Source organism: Limosilactobacillus sp. DJ3M12 (assembly GCF_947381695.1).
Taxonomy (GTDB): Bacteria; Bacillota; Bacilli; order Lactobacillales; family Lactobacillaceae; genus Limosilactobacillus; species Limosilactobacillus kinnaridis.
The window spans coordinates 146,077-164,286 of record NZ_CANCWY010000001.1 but is presented as its reverse complement, the minus strand read 5'-3'; the positions used below and the strand labels follow the sequence as shown (position 1 = coordinate 164,286).

Annotated in this window: 17 protein-coding genes; 2 read left to right on the top strand and 15 right to left on the bottom strand. The window is 38.1% G+C overall.

The window, feature by feature from the left end; genetic code table 11:
* Positions 1 to 103: 103 nt before the first annotated feature.
* From glyS to rpsU, 14 genes are all read right to left on the bottom strand, one after another.
* Positions 104 to 2,179: a glycine--tRNA ligase subunit beta gene (glyS, locus tag QOS06_RS00830; protein ID WP_085678310.1), complete on the bottom strand. Its 2,076-nt coding sequence runs from the start codon at positions 2,177 to 2,179 to the stop codon at positions 104 to 106.
* A 1-nt stretch (position 2,180) separates the two neighbouring features.
* Entirely contained in the window at positions 2,181 to 3,167 is a 987-nt protein-coding gene (gene glyQ, locus QOS06_RS00825; protein ID WP_003665860.1) for a glycine--tRNA ligase subunit alpha, read from the bottom strand.
* 260 nt (positions 3,168 to 3,427) lie between these two features.
* On the bottom strand, positions 3,428 to 4,213 hold the full coding sequence (recO, locus tag QOS06_RS00820) for a DNA repair protein RecO (RefSeq protein WP_019253441.1): 786 nt from the start codon (positions 4,211 to 4,213) through the stop codon (positions 3,428 to 3,430).
* Positions 4,214 to 4,228: 15 nt separating this feature from the next.
* Positions 4,229 to 5,134: a GTPase Era gene (gene era / locus QOS06_RS00815; RefSeq protein WP_003671073.1), complete on the bottom strand. Its 906-nt coding sequence runs from the start codon at positions 5,132 to 5,134 to the stop codon at positions 4,229 to 4,231.
* An 11-nt stretch (positions 5,135 to 5,145) separates the two neighbouring features.
* Entirely contained in the window at positions 5,146 to 5,541 is a 396-nt protein-coding gene (locus QOS06_RS00810) for a diacylglycerol kinase family protein (RefSeq protein WP_283595301.1), read from the bottom strand.
* Positions 5,525 to 6,004 carry an rRNA maturation RNase YbeY gene (gene ybeY / locus QOS06_RS00805; protein ID WP_085678307.1) on the bottom strand — a complete coding sequence of 160 codons (480 nt, stop codon included), beginning with the start codon at positions 6,002 to 6,004 and terminating at the stop codon, positions 5,525 to 5,527. The genes QOS06_RS00810 and ybeY overlap by 17 nt, the downstream gene beginning before the upstream one ends.
* Positions 6,004 to 7,017, bottom strand: a complete 1,014-nt coding sequence (locus tag QOS06_RS00800; protein WP_085678302.1) for a PhoH family protein — start codon at positions 7,015 to 7,017, stop codon at positions 6,004 to 6,006. The genes ybeY and QOS06_RS00800 overlap by 1 nt, the downstream gene beginning before the upstream one ends.
* 99 nt (positions 7,018 to 7,116) lie before the next feature.
* Positions 7,117 to 8,088, bottom strand: coding sequence for a biotin--[acetyl-CoA-carboxylase] ligase (locus tag QOS06_RS00795; protein WP_085678299.1), 972 nt, complete (start codon positions 8,086 to 8,088; stop codon positions 7,117 to 7,119).
* A 13-nt stretch (positions 8,089 to 8,101) separates the two neighbouring features.
* Positions 8,102 to 8,665, bottom strand: a complete 564-nt coding sequence (locus tag QOS06_RS00790; RefSeq protein ID WP_085678296.1) for a biotin transporter BioY — start codon at positions 8,663 to 8,665, stop codon at positions 8,102 to 8,104.
* 142 nt (positions 8,666 to 8,807) lie between these two features.
* Entirely contained in the window at positions 8,808 to 10,193 is a 1,386-nt protein-coding gene (gene argH / locus QOS06_RS00785) for an argininosuccinate lyase (protein ID WP_085678293.1), read from the bottom strand.
* The gene (locus QOS06_RS00780; protein ID WP_035159966.1) at positions 10,183 to 11,415 is read right to left on the bottom strand and encodes an argininosuccinate synthase; all 1,233 of its coding nucleotides are present in this window, start codon (positions 11,413 to 11,415) and stop codon (positions 10,183 to 10,185) included. The genes argH and QOS06_RS00780 overlap by 11 nt, the downstream gene beginning before the upstream one ends.
* A gap of 159 nt (positions 11,416 to 11,574) precedes the next feature.
* Entirely contained in the window at positions 11,575 to 12,552 is a 978-nt protein-coding gene (gene bsh, locus QOS06_RS00775) for a choloylglycine hydrolase (RefSeq protein ID WP_085678291.1), read from the bottom strand.
* 256 nt (positions 12,553 to 12,808) lie between these two features.
* Positions 12,809 to 13,255: a GatB/YqeY domain-containing protein gene (locus tag QOS06_RS00770; protein WP_003665848.1), complete on the bottom strand. Its 447-nt coding sequence runs from the start codon at positions 13,253 to 13,255 to the stop codon at positions 12,809 to 12,811.
* Positions 13,256 to 13,315: 60 nt separating this feature from the next.
* The gene (gene rpsU / locus QOS06_RS00765) at positions 13,316 to 13,507 is read right to left on the bottom strand and encodes a 30S ribosomal protein S21 (RefSeq protein ID WP_003665847.1); all 192 of its coding nucleotides are present in this window, start codon (positions 13,505 to 13,507) and stop codon (positions 13,316 to 13,318) included.
* A 300-nt stretch (positions 13,508 to 13,807) separates the two neighbouring features.
* On the opposite strand from rpsU, the gene QOS06_RS00760 reads away from it, so the two are divergent.
* Positions 13,808 to 15,319, top strand: a complete 1,512-nt coding sequence (locus QOS06_RS00760; protein WP_152703662.1) for an ABC transporter substrate-binding protein/permease — start codon at positions 13,808 to 13,810, stop codon at positions 15,317 to 15,319.
* The gene (locus QOS06_RS00755) at positions 15,309 to 16,049 is read left to right on the top strand and encodes an amino acid ABC transporter ATP-binding protein (RefSeq protein WP_003671089.1); all 741 of its coding nucleotides are present in this window, start codon (positions 15,309 to 15,311) and stop codon (positions 16,047 to 16,049) included. The genes QOS06_RS00760 and QOS06_RS00755 overlap by 11 nt, the downstream gene beginning before the upstream one ends.
* Positions 16,050 to 16,109: 60 nt before the next feature.
* Here QOS06_RS00755 and aspS read toward each other — a convergent pair whose 3' ends face one another.
* Entirely contained in the window at positions 16,110 to 17,912 is a 1,803-nt protein-coding gene (gene aspS / locus QOS06_RS00750; protein WP_085678285.1) for an aspartate--tRNA ligase, read from the bottom strand.
* Positions 17,913 to 18,210 lie beyond the last annotated feature (298 nt).

Here is an 18,210-nt window from a genome sequence, read left to right as displayed (position 1 = left end):
CGAAATGAAAGGTCGCAACCTAACGGAATGCGACCTCCACCTATTTTTACATTTAACTAGTATCTATAATACCACAAGTTAGCAGCAATACAATTAAAACGTCTTATTTTACAATCAAGTTATCCAAGTTACCAATTAATGATGCTTGATTAGCCAAAATACTTAATTGGGCCAAACGATTATTACGAATATCTTCATTCTTATCCATAATCATATTTTCATCAAAATATTCACTAATTATTGGTGTTAAAGTCCGTAAGGCTGCAAAGTTTTCACTTACTGTCTGTTGATTTTCCTTAATCAATTCTGAAACAGCAGTATGCATCTTAGCCTCAGATGGGTTCTCAAATAAATTAGGATCTACTACAAGCTCACTAACTGGACGTTTATCCTTCTTTGCAATCCGTAATACCCGGGTAAGAGCTTCAATATCTTCTTTAAAGTTATCATCATCCTTATGATCATCAATAGTTTGAATAGCTTCAAGGATATTAGCAATATCATTTTGACGAGTATCGGTAGCTGCATCAATGATATCGTGACGAACCTTTTGACCATGGAATAATTGCTTAATCCGGTCCAAGAAGAACGAACGGACTTCATCACTATTTTTATTCAAATCAAAAGAAACATTGATTTCAGCGTTTTCAAAGGCAGGGGCAATTTCTGATTGAATACTTAATAATGGAAGGTTCCAACCACGATCGGCGATGATCCGGACAATTCCAAATGCCTGCCGACGTAAAGCATAAGGGTCATTTGAACCGCTTGGAATCATATCAACTGCAAAGAAGCTCATGATACTGTCAAGTTTATCGGCAATTGCTAAGACCGCGCCAATCTTAGTTTGTGGCAATTCTCCTTCTGCAGAGATTGGCATATAGTGTTCACGAATAGCTGTGGCAACATCATCTTTTTCACCGAATAGCTTAGCATAAATTTCACCCATAATTCCTTGCAACTCTGCGAATTCACCCACCATTTGCGTAGTAAGGTCAAATTTATAAATATGTGCTGCTCGATCAAGGTCTGCTAGTTCTTCATCTGAAAGATTTAGTTGCTTACCAAGAACATTCGCAATCACTGCGACCCGCTGCATTTTGTCATACATTGAACTAATCTTATCATGGAAGCTAACTTTCTTAAGTCGTTCCACATATTCATCAATTGTCAACTTCTGATCTTCTTGATAGAAGAATTGAGCATCTTCAAGACGAGGAACAAGAACCCGTTCATTTCCTTTAATAACATTATCAAGGTAGTCTGTGTTACCGTTGCGAACAGAAATAAAGTGCGATAAGAGGTTACCATCTTTATCCCGTACACAGAAGAATCGTTGGTTATCCTTCATGGAAGTAATTAGGACCGGGTCAGGTAATGCTAAGTACTTCTCATCAAAAGATCCAGCAAAGGCAGTTGGCCATTCAACTAGGTTATTAACTTCTTCTAGTAAGTCCTCATCCCAATCAACTTGCCAGTTGTTCTCATTAATAATCTTAGTAATTTGATCCTTAATTAAATTCTTTCGCTTTGTTTGATCAGCAATAACGAAATCATTATTTAAGGTTTTCTCATAATCATCAGCCTTAGCAATTTTAACTGGATGGCCTAAGAACCGGTGACCTTGTGTTTCTCGACCAGCTTCAACGTCCAAAATATTAAATGGAACGACTTCATCATTTAATAAGGAAACTAGCCACCGAATCGGACGAATAAATTGCAAGTTATTGTAGCCCCACTTCATCAAGGTTGGGAATGTCATCGAAGTAATAACTGCTGGTAATCCTTGAAGAACTTCAGCAACAGTTTTTCCAGCAATATGCTTTTCAACAAAAACATATTCAACGCCTTTTACTTCTTTGAATTCAATATCTTCAACAGAGGCACCTTGTCCCCGGGTAAAACCAATTGCAGCTTTGGTCCAATTACCATCAGCATCTTGCGCAATCTTTTTTGCAGGGCCCTTAACTGATTCATCAATATCAGGTTGCTTATCACTTAAGCCATGGATTAGTAATGCCATCCGTCGTGGAGTAGCGAATTCTTGAATATCATCAAAAGTAATCCGTTGTTCTTTAAGGTACTTTTCTACTCGTTCGTGTAACTGTTTAATACTTGGTGTTACAACGTGAGCAGGCATTTCTTCAACACCGACTTCTAATAAGTATGTATTTGCCATCTTACTTTTCCCCCTTTTGTGCTTTCTTAGCTGCTTGCTTTGCGGCCCGTTCCTTTGCTTTTTCCGCTTTTTTTGTATATTCTTCAACTGTCTTTTGGCGAACTGCTTCGTCATGAATCAGTGGGAAGCCACGTTTACGCCGCTCTTCAACAAAGGCTTTTGCAATTGATTTTGCCATAATTCGAATACGGTGAAGGTAACCAGCACGTTCGGTAACCGAAACAGCACCACGCGCATCTAACAAGTTAAAGGTATGACTACACTTTAAAACATAATCATAAGCTGGGTGAACTAATCCAAGCTTAATTAAACGTTTAGCTTCTTTTTCGTAATCATTAAAGTCTTGCAGAAGCATATCTTGGTTACTTTCTTCAAACGCATACTTAGAATGTTCATATTCAGGTTCTTGGAAGATATCACCATACAGAACACCATCCGCCCACTCTAAGTCATAAACTGAGTCAACATTTTGAATATATTCAGCCAACCGTTCAAGTCCATAAGTAACTTCGGCGGCCACTGGGCTCATTGGCAACTCTCCAACGACTTGGAAGTAAGTAAATTGAGTAACTTCCATTCCATCAAGCCAAACTTCCCAACCAACACCGGCACAGCCCATTGAAGGGTTTTCCCAGTTATCTTCAACAAACCGGATATCATGCTCTAAAGGATCAATCCCTAATTTTTTCAAACTTCCTAAGTATAATTCTTGAATATTATCAGGAGAAGGCTTCATTAATACCTGGAATTGGTGGTGTTGGTAAAGCCGGTTTGGGTTTTCACCATAACGACCATCAGCTGGCCGCCGTGAAGGTTCAACATAAGCCACATTCCATGGTTCAGGACCAATTGCCCGCAAGAAAGTGTAAGGACTCATTGTCCCCGCACCCTTTTCGTTATCATAAGCCTGCATTAACATACAGCCTTGATCTGCCCAATATTGTTCCAATGTAAAGATAATATCTTGCACGGTTAATTTTTTCGTCATACTTTACTTCTCCTTTCAATGAAAAAGTCCCTACAGTATCAAATAATTGATACTGTAGGGACGAAGTTAATCGCGGTTCCACCCTACTTTTTTACATCTCTGTAAAACAGCTTAGTTTAAGCGGCTGTTAGAGTGCCAAGGATAAATAAACTACAAGGCTTGCACTATCCCCTGATCGCTGATTTGGTTTATCCATAATCTCTGTCATTGCCAATATTCAATTAAACACGCTCTTATAATAGAAAAATATTTTACAAATGTCAATCGTTCATTGATAACTTTCCGATATTTTGTTCCCACTTATTCATTTGTCTAATGAACCGTTTTGCCTTCAAGTTTAGTCCAACCTCGTTATCATAAAGAGTATCCAAGACTTGTTGGAGACGTCGTTTAGTAGCTGGATTAATCCGAATAGAATTCAATTTCTGCAAGTTAATTGTGGCAAACTGTTGGAGATAATAAACAGTTTTACGGTCAAGGTGAAGACGATGTTCATCAAGTGACCAGTGATTCTGACAAAGCATCCCTCCATATTGTTCAGAGAAGTCTAAAGCCAGATCATTGCGGCCACAAACAACACACCGATCCCAAATTGGTGCTACACCAAAAGCAACTAGCAGCTGTGTTTCAATAATATTTGTAATTATTTGCTCATCTAATCCTTTTTCGATTAAGTCTAAGGCTGCAGCAACTTGATTAAACCAGCCACCAATGCTTCGACCGTCATTAAAAGCACTGTCAACTAATGCCAAAATATACGTAACATATGCATTTTTGCTAATGTCACTTGCAATATTCTTGTATTGGCTAGTATCACTTGCTGTATTAATAAAACTTAAGCCATTTTCATCAAGCGAGCCAATGTATGTACCATGGGTGAATGGCAGGATATCAGCAGTCATCCGAAAGCCACGTTTTTTAGCATTTTTTACAAAAAACATTGCCGGCCCAATCTTATCAGTGAGCATTTTTACTAATAGGTCGCGTTCACGATAATCCTGTCGGTACATAATGATCCCAGTAAATTGTGTGGTTACGCGTGCCATGTAACCATCATCCTTTTAATAGTCTTTATTCCGATAACCATAGTCTTTTAGCATTGCAGACTTATCACGCCAGTCAGGAACAACTTTTACCCATAGTTGAAGAAATACTTTGTCACCAAGTAATTTTTCAATATCTTGCCGGGCCATTGTCCCAATCTTTTTCAGCATTTTTCCACCTTTACCAATAATAATTCCCTTTTGGCCAGGACGTTCAACAATAATATTGGCCGAGATATGAATATGGTTTTCATCCTCACGCTTTATCGATGTTACATCAACAGCTACTGAATGCGGCACTTCTTGTCTCGTCAGCAAAAAGACCTTTTCACGGATCATTTCTGCAATCACAAAACGTTCAGGGTGGTCACTTACTTGATCGGCTGGGTAGTATTGCGGACCATTGGGAAGAATCTTAATAATATCATTGATTAAGTTATTCACATTATTTCCCTGCAAAGCCGAAATTGGTACAATCCCCTTAAATGGAAGGGTATCTTTATACTGATCAACAATTTCAGGCAGATCATTCGGATTGATTTGATCGATCTTATTAACAACTAAAAAGATTGGCTGATTAACTTTCTTTAAGCGTTCAATAATAAAGTCATCACCAGGGCCGCGCTTCTCAGTCGCACTAACAACAAATAAGACAGCATCCACTTCATCTAATGCTGACATTGCTGATTTTTCCATGAAATCACCTAATTTAGTAGATGGTTTATGAATTCCTGGCGTATCAATAAAAATAATCTGTGCTTCTGGGCTTGTATAAATTCCTTGAATCTTATTACGCGTTGTCTGTGCAACATTACTCATAATTGCTACCTTTTGCCCGACAACATAATTCAATAAAGTTGATTTTCCAACGTTTGGGCGCCCAATAATTGCCACAAAGCCAGACTTATAATTTGGATTATCCATATTAAAACTTCCTATCTAATAATTGCTAATATACGGGGAATAAAAATAATTAGACCCACCAAAACCGAAAATATCGCTGAAATCAGTACACCACCAGCAGCAACATCTTTAACTTTTTTTACATTTAATTCATAATGGTGATCAACAATCAAATCTGTAACAGCTTCGGTAACCGTATTAAGAAATTCAGATGTAAAAACAACAAAGATTGCTAATAAAATCCATAACCATTCCATTGCTGAAATCTGCAATAAGGCCGACATAATAATGGCCAAGCAGGCAGCTAAAAGATGATACCGCATATTACGCTCTTCACGTAATACTTGGATAATTCCATCGATTGCGTGACGCATTGCTTGAATTAAGTGATGATTTTTCTCAGTTTGATGTTTATCGCGTGAGTCCATAACCGTCTAGTATCTCCCGTTGTAATTTAAACATTTTTTCTTCATCTGCCGGCTCTTCATGATCATATCCATTTAAGTGAAGAAAACCATGAACAGCTAAAAATCCTAACTCTCGATCAACTGAATGGCCCAAAAACTTTGCTTGTTCTGCTACCTTATCGATGGAAATAAATAAGTCACCAAGATTAACAGGGATTTCAGCGGCCATTTGGGGATCCATAATAATTGGTGTTTCATCTCCCGCTTCTTCTGCGGCAAAACTTAAAACATCAGTTGCCCGGTCAACATTACGATACTGGGCATTTAATTTTTTTATCTCTGGATTATTTACAAACGTTAAAGACATTTCTGTATTTTCTGATAAGGAAAGTTCTTTAGCAGCATACTGTAATAAGTCCCTTACCATCGCCAATTGTTCATTTGGAAGCTGTGCTGTTGTTTGATCGAAAATTTCCAAGTCCATCATTTTTCCTCTTTTGTCTCTTTATCTTTATCTTTTTCTGCTAATCGCTTTGATGTTTGGTCCTCATAAGCAGTAATAATCCGTGCTACAACCGGGTGACGAACAACATCTTCTGCACTAAATTTAACAAACTTAATTGACTTAATATTATTCAAAATTCGTTGCGCGTTTACAAGACCACTGCGAGTCCCATGTGGAAGGTCAATTTGTGAAACATCACCATTAATAACCATTTTTGAGCCAAAGCCTAAACGGGTAAGGAACATCTTCATCTGGGCATTAGTCGTATTTTGGGCTTCATCTAAAATTACAAAAGCTCCATCAAGAGTTCGTCCACGCATATAAGCAAGAGGTGCAATTTCGATAATTCCTCGATCGATTAACCGCTGTGTATGATCAGCCCCAAAAATATCATTTAAGGCATCATAAATTGGTCGTAAATAAGGATCTACTTTTTCACGAAGGTCACCAGGTAAGAATCCTAGACTTTCACCAGCTTCAACTGCTGGTCGCGTCAAGATAATCCGTTCCACTTCGCCACGCTTTAAGGATGCCACGGCCATTGCGACTGCTAGGTAAGTTTTCCCTGTTCCGGCAGGGCCAATCCCAAACGTAATATCATTATGCTTCATTGCGTTAACATACTGCCGCTGACCAAAATTTTTTACCCGAATGGCTCTTCCCCGGCGATCTTTAATAATCGTTTCACTGTAGAGGTCAGCAAAATATTCCAATGTTCCACGATGCGCCATCTTCATCGCACTAACAATATCTGTACTGTGGATGCGGATCCCTTGGTTTAGCAACGAAATAAGGGCACGAAATACATCGATCGTAAGTTTAACGTCTTCTTCTTGTCCACTTACTTTAAGATTTTCACCGAATGGTCGGATTTCAACATCCATTCCTTGTTCAATCAGGCTCACAAACTTATCCTGTGTTCCTAGTAAGCCAACTTCTATTTCTGGACTTTCAATTTGAAAAGTTTGTTCAATCGTTTTTTGTTCTCCCACCTATACAATCTCCTTTAATTTAGCAGATTTTATTTAATGATAATTATATCATAGATCACCTTTAACCTCATCACTGCAAGCTTTTCTAAGGGATCTAAGTTATTTTTCAAAATTAACTTTAACTACTTCCCCACTATTAAAAGTTTTCGTTTTTCCGTCTGCCAGGCGAATTGTTAACGCACCATCATTTTCGATTTTTTTAGCAGTTCCAGCAATAACCTCACCATTTACTACCAAGTCCACCTTCTGTCCTAAAATCATTGAGTCTTGGCGATATTGCTCAAGATACTGTGGATTATCATAGTCTAAATAATTATTAGCAATCGTCTCAATAAGACGGCTGACTAAAAGATTACGATCTGCTGGTGCTATTCCTGTCGCTTTATTTTTAAGGCCCAGCGGAAATTCTTTTGTAGTTATATTCAAACCAATTCCTACCACTAAGGATGCCGTTGCTCTTAATTCAAGGTCTACTACTGCCTCGGTCAAAATTCCACCGACTTTTTTATGGTTTAAATAAATATCGTTGACCCATTTGTACCGAAAGTCTTGAGCAGGGAAAAATTGTTTAAGAACTTCCCCAATTAAAACTGCAAAAGTCGTTGTCATTAACCCAGCTTGTAGTGGTCTGTCGGTTGGGCTAGGCAGAATCATACTAAAGTACAAGCCAGTTGCTGCCGGAGAGTAAAAGGACCGTCCCTGTCTTCCATAGCCAGCAGTTTGATGATCAGCGATAAATACCGTTGGCGCACTAACTAGGTGGTGACTCAAAAAAGCTTTCGCGATGCTTTGAGTTGAGCTAACCTGATTTTCAACGTAAAGACGATTCTTAAAGTGATTATGAGTATAAAAATCAATAATATCAGCACTCAACCTTGAATTTCCGGTAAAACGGTATCCAAGGTTTCTACGACTTTCAATATTATTTCCGTTTTTTCGTAAACCGTTGATGGCCTTCCAAACAGATTCACGACTAATATTAAATCGCTTTGCTAAATCATTTCCAGAAATCCATGAATCTGGTGCTGAAAGTAATTGCCATAAAATTTTCTGTGCCGTCGAATGAACCATTCTAACCATCTTCTTAACAAAAAGCCTTAATGTGTCGTAAACGGCGAGTAATTGAGACGGCAATAAGCGCTTTGATTGTATCGCCAAAAACAAATAAAACATTGGAAGCCAAGGCAGAAATAAGCGTGGTATGTAATTGATTAGCTAACCAGATTGCGCCGACTCCTTCCACAAAGATTACACCCCATAGCCAAACAATTAGAAATTCAGTTATCCCCTGTGTCATCCCATAATGCCAACTTAATTTTAGACTAAAACCAATCAACAATGGGACAAATAACCAAGCAAAAATATATCCGCCAGTTGGACCTAATATTGTCACCATTCCACCGCGTCCACCAGAAAGTAGTGGCAATCCAAGCACAACTAAAAACAAGAAGAGCCATACAGCAAATGTTCCTAATCTTGGTCCAAGTAATTCTCCAGCAATTATTATTCCCATGTTTTGTAAAACAATTGGCACCGGAATAACCCCCACCGGAATTCCCGGGACTGCTCCTAAAATAACAATAATTGCAATCATCATGGCAACGACAGTCATTTCATAAATTGATAAACTTATCTTTTCCCTAATCATCAGCGTAAATCCTTTATTTTTGCATTAATTATATTCAATAGTAAACCTCGATTCAATATAAGGGTTACTATTGAGTAAAAAAATTGAGGCTAATCACTTTCGATAGCCTCTTTTTACGAATATTGTTACGATATCGTGGAAATTAATTACCTTCTAAAATTTTCTTAGCATCTCTAATTTGTTGACGAACTTGATCAAAACCAGTTCCACCATAAGAATTCCGCCGTTCAACTGCTACTTTAGGTTGTAAGCAGGTATAAACATCTTCTTCAATTTTGGGCGAAATCTTTTTATATTCGTCTAATGGAATATCAACAAGATTTGTCCCTGTCTTAAGTCCCTTCAGTACTAGCTCACCGACAATCTCATGCGCTTCCCTAAACGGAATTCCTTTAGTAGCGAGATAATCTGCTAATTCAGTGGCATTAGAAAAGTCATGATGAGTTGCATGCTCCATGGCTTCTTTCTTTACTTGAAGGGTGGCAATCATCCCGGTCATGATCTTGATGCTTGGGAGAATCGTCTTTACCGCGTCGAATAATCCTTCTTTATCTTCCTGCATATCCTTGTTATAAGCAAGCGGAAGTCCCTTCATTGTCGTTAATAAGCCGAAAAGATCACCATAAACTCGCCCAACTTTACCACGAATCAATTCTGCCATATCAGGGTTCTTCTTTTGGGGCATAATCGAACTACCAGTAGAATATGAATCTGCCAATTCTAAATAGCCAAATTCATAACTACACCAATAAATCAGTTCTTCACATAATCGTGACAAGTGCATCATCAAAATACTTGCGTTACTTAAAAATTCAAGGGCAAAATCCCGATCAGAAACGGCGTCCAGTGAATTATGGTATGGTTCAGCAAAACCTAAATACTTTGCACTTAATTGTCGATCAATTGGGAAAGTGGTCCCAGCTAAAGCAGCCGCTCCTAGTGGTGATAAATCCGTGTGCTGCTGGTTAAATTCAAAACGTTCAACATCTCGCTGAAACATTTGGAAATAAGCCATGAGATAGTGCCCATACGAAATTGGCTGAGCATGTTGCATATGAGTGTACCCTGGCATAATCGTTTCAACATTTTCTGCTGCTTTATCTACTAATTCTGCCTGTAAGTTTTTCAATTCATTAATGATAATGGGCAAACGCTTCTTTACATATAAATGAAGGTCAGTTGCAACTTGATCATTTCTGCTCCGCCCAGTATGAAGCTTACCAGCAACGGGGCCAATTTCTTCTGTCAGCAATGCCTCAATATTCATATGAATGTCTTCATTGTCAATCGAAAATGGGAGTCCTTCACTAGTTAATCGTTCACGTAACTTCTTAAGTCCAGCAATAATCTTATCAGCATCATCTGCTGATAAAATTTGTGTTTCTTTCAGCATTTTTACATGGGCTAATGAGCCTTCAATGTCTTCTTGAGCCATTTCTTGATCAAAACTGATTGACGCATTAAATTGGTTAACTAGTTGGTCACCGGCTTCTTCAAACCGTCCACCCCACATTCTCTTAATAGGCATCGCTTGTATTCTCCTTTACTTTCTTTTTATTTTTGTTTTGTACTTGAGCATAGACCTTATCTGGTAATTCCCAAAGTTTAATAAAGCCAGTGGCAGCTTCTTGGTCAAATTCATCAGCGGAAGTGTAAGTTGCCAAGTTCTTATCATAAAGTGAATTTGGTGATTTCCGACCTTCACAGATTACATTTCCCTTAAATAATTTAACCCTTACCACTCCATTAACAACTGCTTGTGATTCATCAATAAAAGCAACTAAAGATTTCATTAATGGTGAATACCAAAGCCCATTATAAATAATTTCACTCATTTTTTGTTCAATTAGGGGTTTAAAGTGCGCTACTTCCCGTTCTTGGGTCAGGTCTTCCAAGTCTTTATGGGCTGCCAATAAAACAGTTGCAGCTGGGCATTCATAAATTTCCCGTGACTTAATACCAACAAGCCGGTTTTCAACGTGATCAATCCGACCAATCCCATGACTACCAGCTAATTTGTCCAGTTTCATAATTAACTGGTCAAGCGGCATTTCTTCACCATCAATTGCTGTAGGAACCCCTTCACTAAAGGTAATTTCAATTGTGGTTGGGGTATCAGGGGCTTCTTCAATTGAAACCGTCCGATCATATGCATCAGCAGGTGCCGCAGCCCATGGATCTTCAAGAATTCCACATTCATTTGCCCGGCCCCATAAGTTCTCATCAATGGAATAAGGACTAGCCTTTGTGATTGGAACAGGAATGCCATTATCCTTAGCGTATTGAATTTCTTCTTCCCGTGACCAGTGCCAATCCCGAATTGGATCTTCAATCTTCATATCTGGTGCTAAAGCATGAATACCTGCTTCAAACCGAACCTGATCATTTCCCTTTCCAGTACAACCATGGGCAATAGCAGTCGCACCGTATTGATTAGCAACTGCAACTAGTTTTTGAACGATTAATGGACGAGAAAGTGCTGAAACTAATGGGTACTTTTGCTCATACATTGCATGGGCTTGAAGGGCTGGTAATACAAATTGTTCAGCAAAGTCCCGCTTGGCATCAATCACTACTGACTTCCACGCACCAACTTGAAGACCCTTTTCCTTAATCGCTTCAAGGTCTTTTCCTTCACCCACATCAATACAACATGCAATTACGTCATATCCCTTATTTTTGAGCCATGCAATTGCAACTGAAGTATCTAAACCACCAGAATAAGCTAAAACAATTTTTTCTTTTGACATAATCTTGTCCTCCATCTCATTTGAAATTCGTTGTTTATAAATATACGAGTATTATGAATAAAAATCAATAGTTTTAGCATATTTTTTCAAAAAAGCTCTTTTTATGCATAAAATATAAGTCGTTCATGCATAAAAAGAGTTTAGAGATAGAATAATTATTTAATTTTGTTGGTTAATAATTTGTTTATTTTGAACTGGATAGGTAATTAATTCTGATGCTTCAAGGTCTTCCTTATGCATATCAACTGCATTAATTTGACTGTTTTCGTAAGTCTTGTAGTAAAAAATACCCTTCTTTAGGTTTGAACCATCAGAGTAGATCGTATATTCAAAAGTATCCGGTGCTACTTCATCCAATCCCTTTTGTTGTTCGACAGATTGAAGAATGTGGAAATAGTTGGTAATATTCTCAACTTCAGAATTACCAACTGGGGCATGCATCTTAGTGAATGTAGCCTTAACAAAACGACTTTCAGAATCCATTCCTCCCGGGAGAAAATGGGTCCCTAAGCCCCGGCTATAAACTGGTAGGTCGACATTAGGTGCAAATACGTTAGCCGGATTAGCAGGTGCAACACTACAATAGTTACTAAGATTTAATAATTGACGAGGAAACTCCGGATTATTTGTCAAAACACCAACTGGGTTATCATAAACATTCAATCCTTTTGCGGTGGATTCAACAGTCACAGAAGCCCCCGTTTTATCAGCAATAATCCAGTGCAGCGGTGCAGCTTGGAATTTATCAGAAAAATTGATATTAGCAATGTTTGCATTTGAAAGTAACTTCTTCGCTTCAGCAACCGAGGAAGCAGCCGCAAGAATATAAGGAACTAATTCAAATGATGCAATATTATCTTTTCCTTCTTGAACTGGGAAATAATGAGCTGGACCATCAAAATTAAGGCCTGCCATTCCAACACCCTTCTCATTTACCCCATCAAAATATAATGGATAATCATCACGAACAATCGACATTCCAATAATTGCATAATGGTGTTCAAGGTTTGGCATTTCCCGAAATTCTAAAGTCTTATTACGTGGAGTAATCACTACTTCTTGACCAAGATTAACTTCCAAATCAAGGTTACGGCCAAAGTAATAATCACCTGTTGTATAAATTACTGATGTGCACATATAAATGCCCCTTTTCTTTTGAATATACCTTAATTCTAGTTTAAAAAGTAAAAATGTACAGTAAAAAAGGGACTGTGACATAAGTTAAGTTACTTTCATAAAAAGCAAATACACAGTACAACAATAGGCCTCTAACGTCCGGCAAAACCGATCGTTAGAGGCCTATTGTTGCTTGCGGGGGCTCCCAGAGGCTAGCTTCGCGTCGAAAAACGAAGTCACAAGTGACTTCTGTCTCGCTCCCTTTTTACAGCTGATATTACTTACTCAATTGTTCTTTTACAACCTGGTTAACTAATTTTCCATCTGCTTGACCTTGAACTTTGGGCATAACTGACCCCATTACTTGTCCGAAGTTCTTCATACTAGAAGCATTAAGCTCATCAATTACTTCCTTAACAATCTTAGTAACTTCATCTTTTGATAACTGCTTTGGCATATACTTTTCAACAATTGCTAATTCATTTTTAGCTTGGTTGATCAGATCTTCTCGTCCAGCTTTTTCAAATTCTTCAAGCGATTCTTTACGCTGTTTATATTCACGTGCCATTACCGCAATTTCTTCATTAGCGCTCAAATCGTGGCCAAGTTCAATTTGTTCATTTTGAACTGCTGCTTTAAGCATCCGGACAACGTTTAATGTTTCCTTGTCACGATTCTTCATTGCTGATACCATGTCTGACGTTAATTGTTGTAGTAAGCTCATTATTTATCCTTCTTTCATATAAAAAAGCTCTCACCAGGCAACAGGTGAGAGCACACATTTTTAGTAACGACGACCGCGCTTATTCTTACGCTTCCGTGCCGCTTCAGATTTCAACTTGCGTTTTACACTTGGCTTTTCGTAAAATTCACGTTTACGATATTCTTGCAATGTTCCGTTACGTGAAACTGAACGTTTAAAGCGTCGAAGAGCGTCGTCTAAAGATTCATTCTTACGAACGACTGTTTTTGACATGTTGATCCCTCCCTCCGAGCTTAAAGTTACGTATCGAGGTAGCAGGCATACTGCTTCCTTTTCACTACAAAAATTATTTTACCCAACATGGCCTACCCTGTCAACATTACTTTTAAATAAAAATTTAAATTTCTTATCTACCTATTCTTTGACTACTCCATAAACTAAGTAACCGCTTTTAATTATTATACAAGTATATGAATATTTATTCTTTTATTAGATTTTATATTGCATGAATAAACATTTAAGTGTATATTTAGTAACAATTTAATCTTACTATTCTCAAAGGAGTTATTAACTATGAAAGGTTTTAAACATTTATTACTGCTAATGGTAATTGCGTTTCCGATATTATGTACACCTATTACTGTATTAGCTGCTAACGAGAGCAGTTCAACTAGCTCTTCATCAACCAATAATCCATCGCAAGTCGCTAGCAATGATTCAGTGCAAAAGATTAAACAAAAAGGAACATTGGTTGTGGGAATGAGTGCTGATTATCCACCCTACGAATTCACAACCAAAGAAAATGGAAAAACTAAATATGTCGGTTTTGAAGTTTCCCTTGCTAAACAATTTGCTAAAGACTTAGGAGTAAAACTAGTTATTAAAAACATGGACTTTGACTCACTTCTAGTTGCGCTAGAAACAGGTAAAATTGATGCTATTATTTCGGGAATGAACGTTACAGCTGAACGAAAAAAGAGCGTTGACTTCTCAAATACATATTATTCCGGTGATAGTTACTTTTTAATTAATAAAGGAGATAAAGATAAACTAGTTAATGTCAAAAGTTTTAATGGGAAAAATGTGGGAGCACAAAACGGTACGCTCCAATCAACCCTAATTTCAAAGGAAATGCCTAAAGCAAACGGCAAAGGGCTTGCTAAACTTTCTTCCTTAGTCATTGGGCTTCAATCTCATAAATACGATGGGATTTTAATGGATGCTGCAACTGCTAAAGCCTACGCTGCCAATAATTCAAATCTTTATGCCTTTAATTCGAAATTGCCAAATACTGCTGGCGGAATTGCCATGGCCTTTCCTAAAGGCGATACCTCGTTAGTCAATGCCGCCAACCAGACAATTAAAAAAGTTAATAAAGAACAACTAATTAATAAAAAATGGATTCCTGAAGCCTCACAATATATGAAGAGCTATAAAAAACAAAATACTGTTCTTAGCTATTGGCGTTACTTTGCTAAAGGGATTAAATATACATTAATCATTACAGTTGTCTCTGTTATTTTTGGTTTCCTATTAGGAACTCTCTTTGCACTAATGCGGCTTTCAAAGAACAAATTCTTACATTCAATTGCTGTTTGCTACATTGAATTTCTTCGGGGTACGCCAATGATGGTTCAAATAATGTTTGTTTACTTTGGGATTGGCGCAATTATTCAATCACTTCCGGCTCTCCTCGCTGGGATTATTGCCGTTTCACTAAATTCCGGTGCCTACGTTGCTGAAATTATTCGTTCTGGGATCCAATCCATTCCACTTGGACAAACAGAAGCTGCTCGAAGCTTGGGGATGAGTAAAAGCGAAACATTCAGATACGTGATTATGCCCCAAGCACTTAAAAATATTTGGCCAGCATTAGGAAATGAGCTTATTACTTTATTAAAAGATAGTTCATTAGTTTCTGTGATTGGTGTTTCCGAATTGATGTATCAAACACAATTAGTTCAATCAGCAACTTATAAAGGAGTTTTACCTTTATTCATCACAATGATCATCTACTTTATCCTCACATTTACACTATCCAGGATTTTGCTTTACTTTGAAGGGAGAATGAAACATGCCCACTAAAATGATTGAAATTAAAAACTTACAGAAAAAATTCAAAAATAATATTGTCTTAAAAGATATTTCCGAACATGTTGATAAGGGACAAGTAATTTGTGTGATTGGCCCTTCAGGAGCAGGTAAAAGTACTTTTCTCCGCTGCTTAAATGCACTCGAACAACCAACAAGCGGACAAGTTCTTTTTGAAGGACAGAATCTGATTGGCTTAAGTGATAAAAAACTCGACCAATTGCGAGAAAAGATGGGAATGGTTTTTCAAAGCTTCAATCTTTTTCCTAATATGACAGTCCTTAAAAATATCACAATTGCACCAGTTAAAGTTAAAAATATCAATGAAAAAGAAGCAACTAAAACTGCAATGGAACTACTAGAAAAAGTTGGTTTAAGCGATAAGGCTCAACAATATCCGGATCAACTATCAGGAGGGCAAAAACAACGGGTTGCAATTGCCCGGGCCCTTGCGATGAGTCCAGCAGTAATGCTCTTTGACGAACCAACGAGTGCCCTTGATCCTGAAATGGTTGATGAGGTACTAAAAGTAATGCGCGATTTAGCTGAATCGGGAATGACAATGGTGGTTGTTACTCATGAGATGGGGTTTGCTCGTGAAGTAGCAGACCAAATCTGGTTCATGGCAGATGGGTATATTCAGGAAACTGGAGATCCAGAGGAATTTTTTGCCCACCCTACTAGCCCCCGGGCACAAGACTTTTTGAAGAAGATTTTGAAATAAAATAATCCTCGTGAACAGTACCCTTCAAGTACCTTTTCACGAGGATTATTTTTGTTTTATTTATTGCTCATCTGGATCTTGATCGAGCTTGTAATCAATTTTTTCATCAAATTCAATTTTAAGATCATCAAGTTGTTGTTCACTAACTTTGCCTGGAGCTGCCGTTAATGGTTCAACTGCCTTCGAGTTCTTAGGGAATGGAATAACATCCCGAATACTATCAGCTTGAGCTAGTAACATAACCCATCGGTCCAAACCAAAGGCAAGTCCTCCCTCAGGTGGCATTCCCATTGTTAAGGCCTTAAGTAAGAATCCAAAGCGAGCCTCTGCACGTTCCTTTGTATATCCAAGAGCTTTGAGAACTTTTTCTTGAATCTTTGGATCGTGGATACGAATTGATCCCCCACCGATCTCGTTACCATTCAAGATAATATCGTAACTTTGAGCATGAGCTTTATGAGGATCTTCCCCATCTTCAAGATAATGTAAGTCTTCTTCATTTAGCATTGTAAATGGGTGGTGAGCGGCAATCCACTTTCCAAAGCCTTCATCATATTCAAACATTGGCCAATTAACAACCCATAAGTAGTTCCATTGGTCAGGCTTAATCATATCTAGCTCTTCAGCGATTATACGACGAAGGTAGCCAAGTGAATCTGATACAACGTGGAAACTACCAGCAACAAAGAGGATTAAGTCCCCTTCTTTGGCATCCATTTCTTCATTGATTTGGGCAACTTGATCATTTAAGAACTTAGCAACTGGACCATTGTAACCATCAGCAGTTACCTTAACCCATGCAAGTCCCTTTGCACCAAAACGCTTAATGTATTCTTCATACTTAGAAATATCTTTCCGGGAATACTTATCTGCTCCACCAGGAACGCGAATTGCACGAACATAGTTACCATCAGCAACAGTATTAGCAAAAACCTTAAATGAACTGTCTTTTACAATATCAGAAAGATCATGAATCAACATCCCAAAACGAGTATCCGGCTTATCGGAACCGTACTTGTCCATGGCTTCTTGCCATTCCATCCGTGGGAATGGAGTCTTAACATCTACCCCCACGATTTCCTTCATTACCCGCTTAATTAAACCTTCTGTAACTGTTTGGATGTCTTCAGGAGTTGCAAAACTCATTTCAGTATCGATTTGCGTAAATTCTGGTTGACGGTCACCACGAAGGTCTTCATCCCGGAAACAACGTGCTAATTGATAGTACTTATCAACTCCGGCTGCCATTAACAATTGCTTAAATAATTGTGGTGATTGTGGCAAAGCATAGAAATGACCGGGGTAAACACGTGATGGAACAATGTAGTCACGTGCTCCTTCTGGTGTTGACCGTGTTAAATCAGGGGTTTCAACATCCATAAAGCCTTCATTATCATAGTAATTGTGCACAATCGAAGCAACCTTACTCCGCAACTTCAAATTACGCATCATTTCTGGGCGCCGTAAATCAAGGTAACGGTACTTCATCCGTAAGTCTTCAGAAGCATCAACACCATCAGTAATATCAAATGGCGTTGTTTCTGATTTTGCTAATACCTTAACCTTATCAACGGCTACTTCAACTTTTCCAGTCTTCATATCTGGATTAATTTCTTTTTCTGCCCGTAATTGAACTTTTCCTTGAACCTCAAGAACATATTGGTTACGAACCGCATTTGCGATTTCAAATGCTTCTGGATTTTCTTTTTCGTTGAATACTAGTTGAACAATTCCTTCCCGATCCCATAAATCAATAAAGATAAGTCCACCTAGGTTACGACGCTTAGCTACCCAACCCTTTAAGACAACTTCTTGTCCAACTTGCTGTTCATTTGTATCCCCAGCATAATTTGTTCTCTTCATTCTCCGCTTACCTCTTTCAGTTTTTAATAACAGTTTAAATAAAAAGCACCCTTGAAATTACAAGGGTGCAAATGCACGGTACCACCTTGGTATCACTCAAAAATAACGTCTAAACGACGAAGCATATTGCCCAGCTTCAAAAGTGTCAATCGAGGCCGAAATATTTGGAGCTCTCACCTTTCTCCAATCGCTGATAATTTCAAGTACCCGAGCATTCTTTATCAACAGCTATTAATATCTTTAATTTACATTTTTACCTTACTCGATCCCCTCATAAATGTCAATACTAAGGTTAATT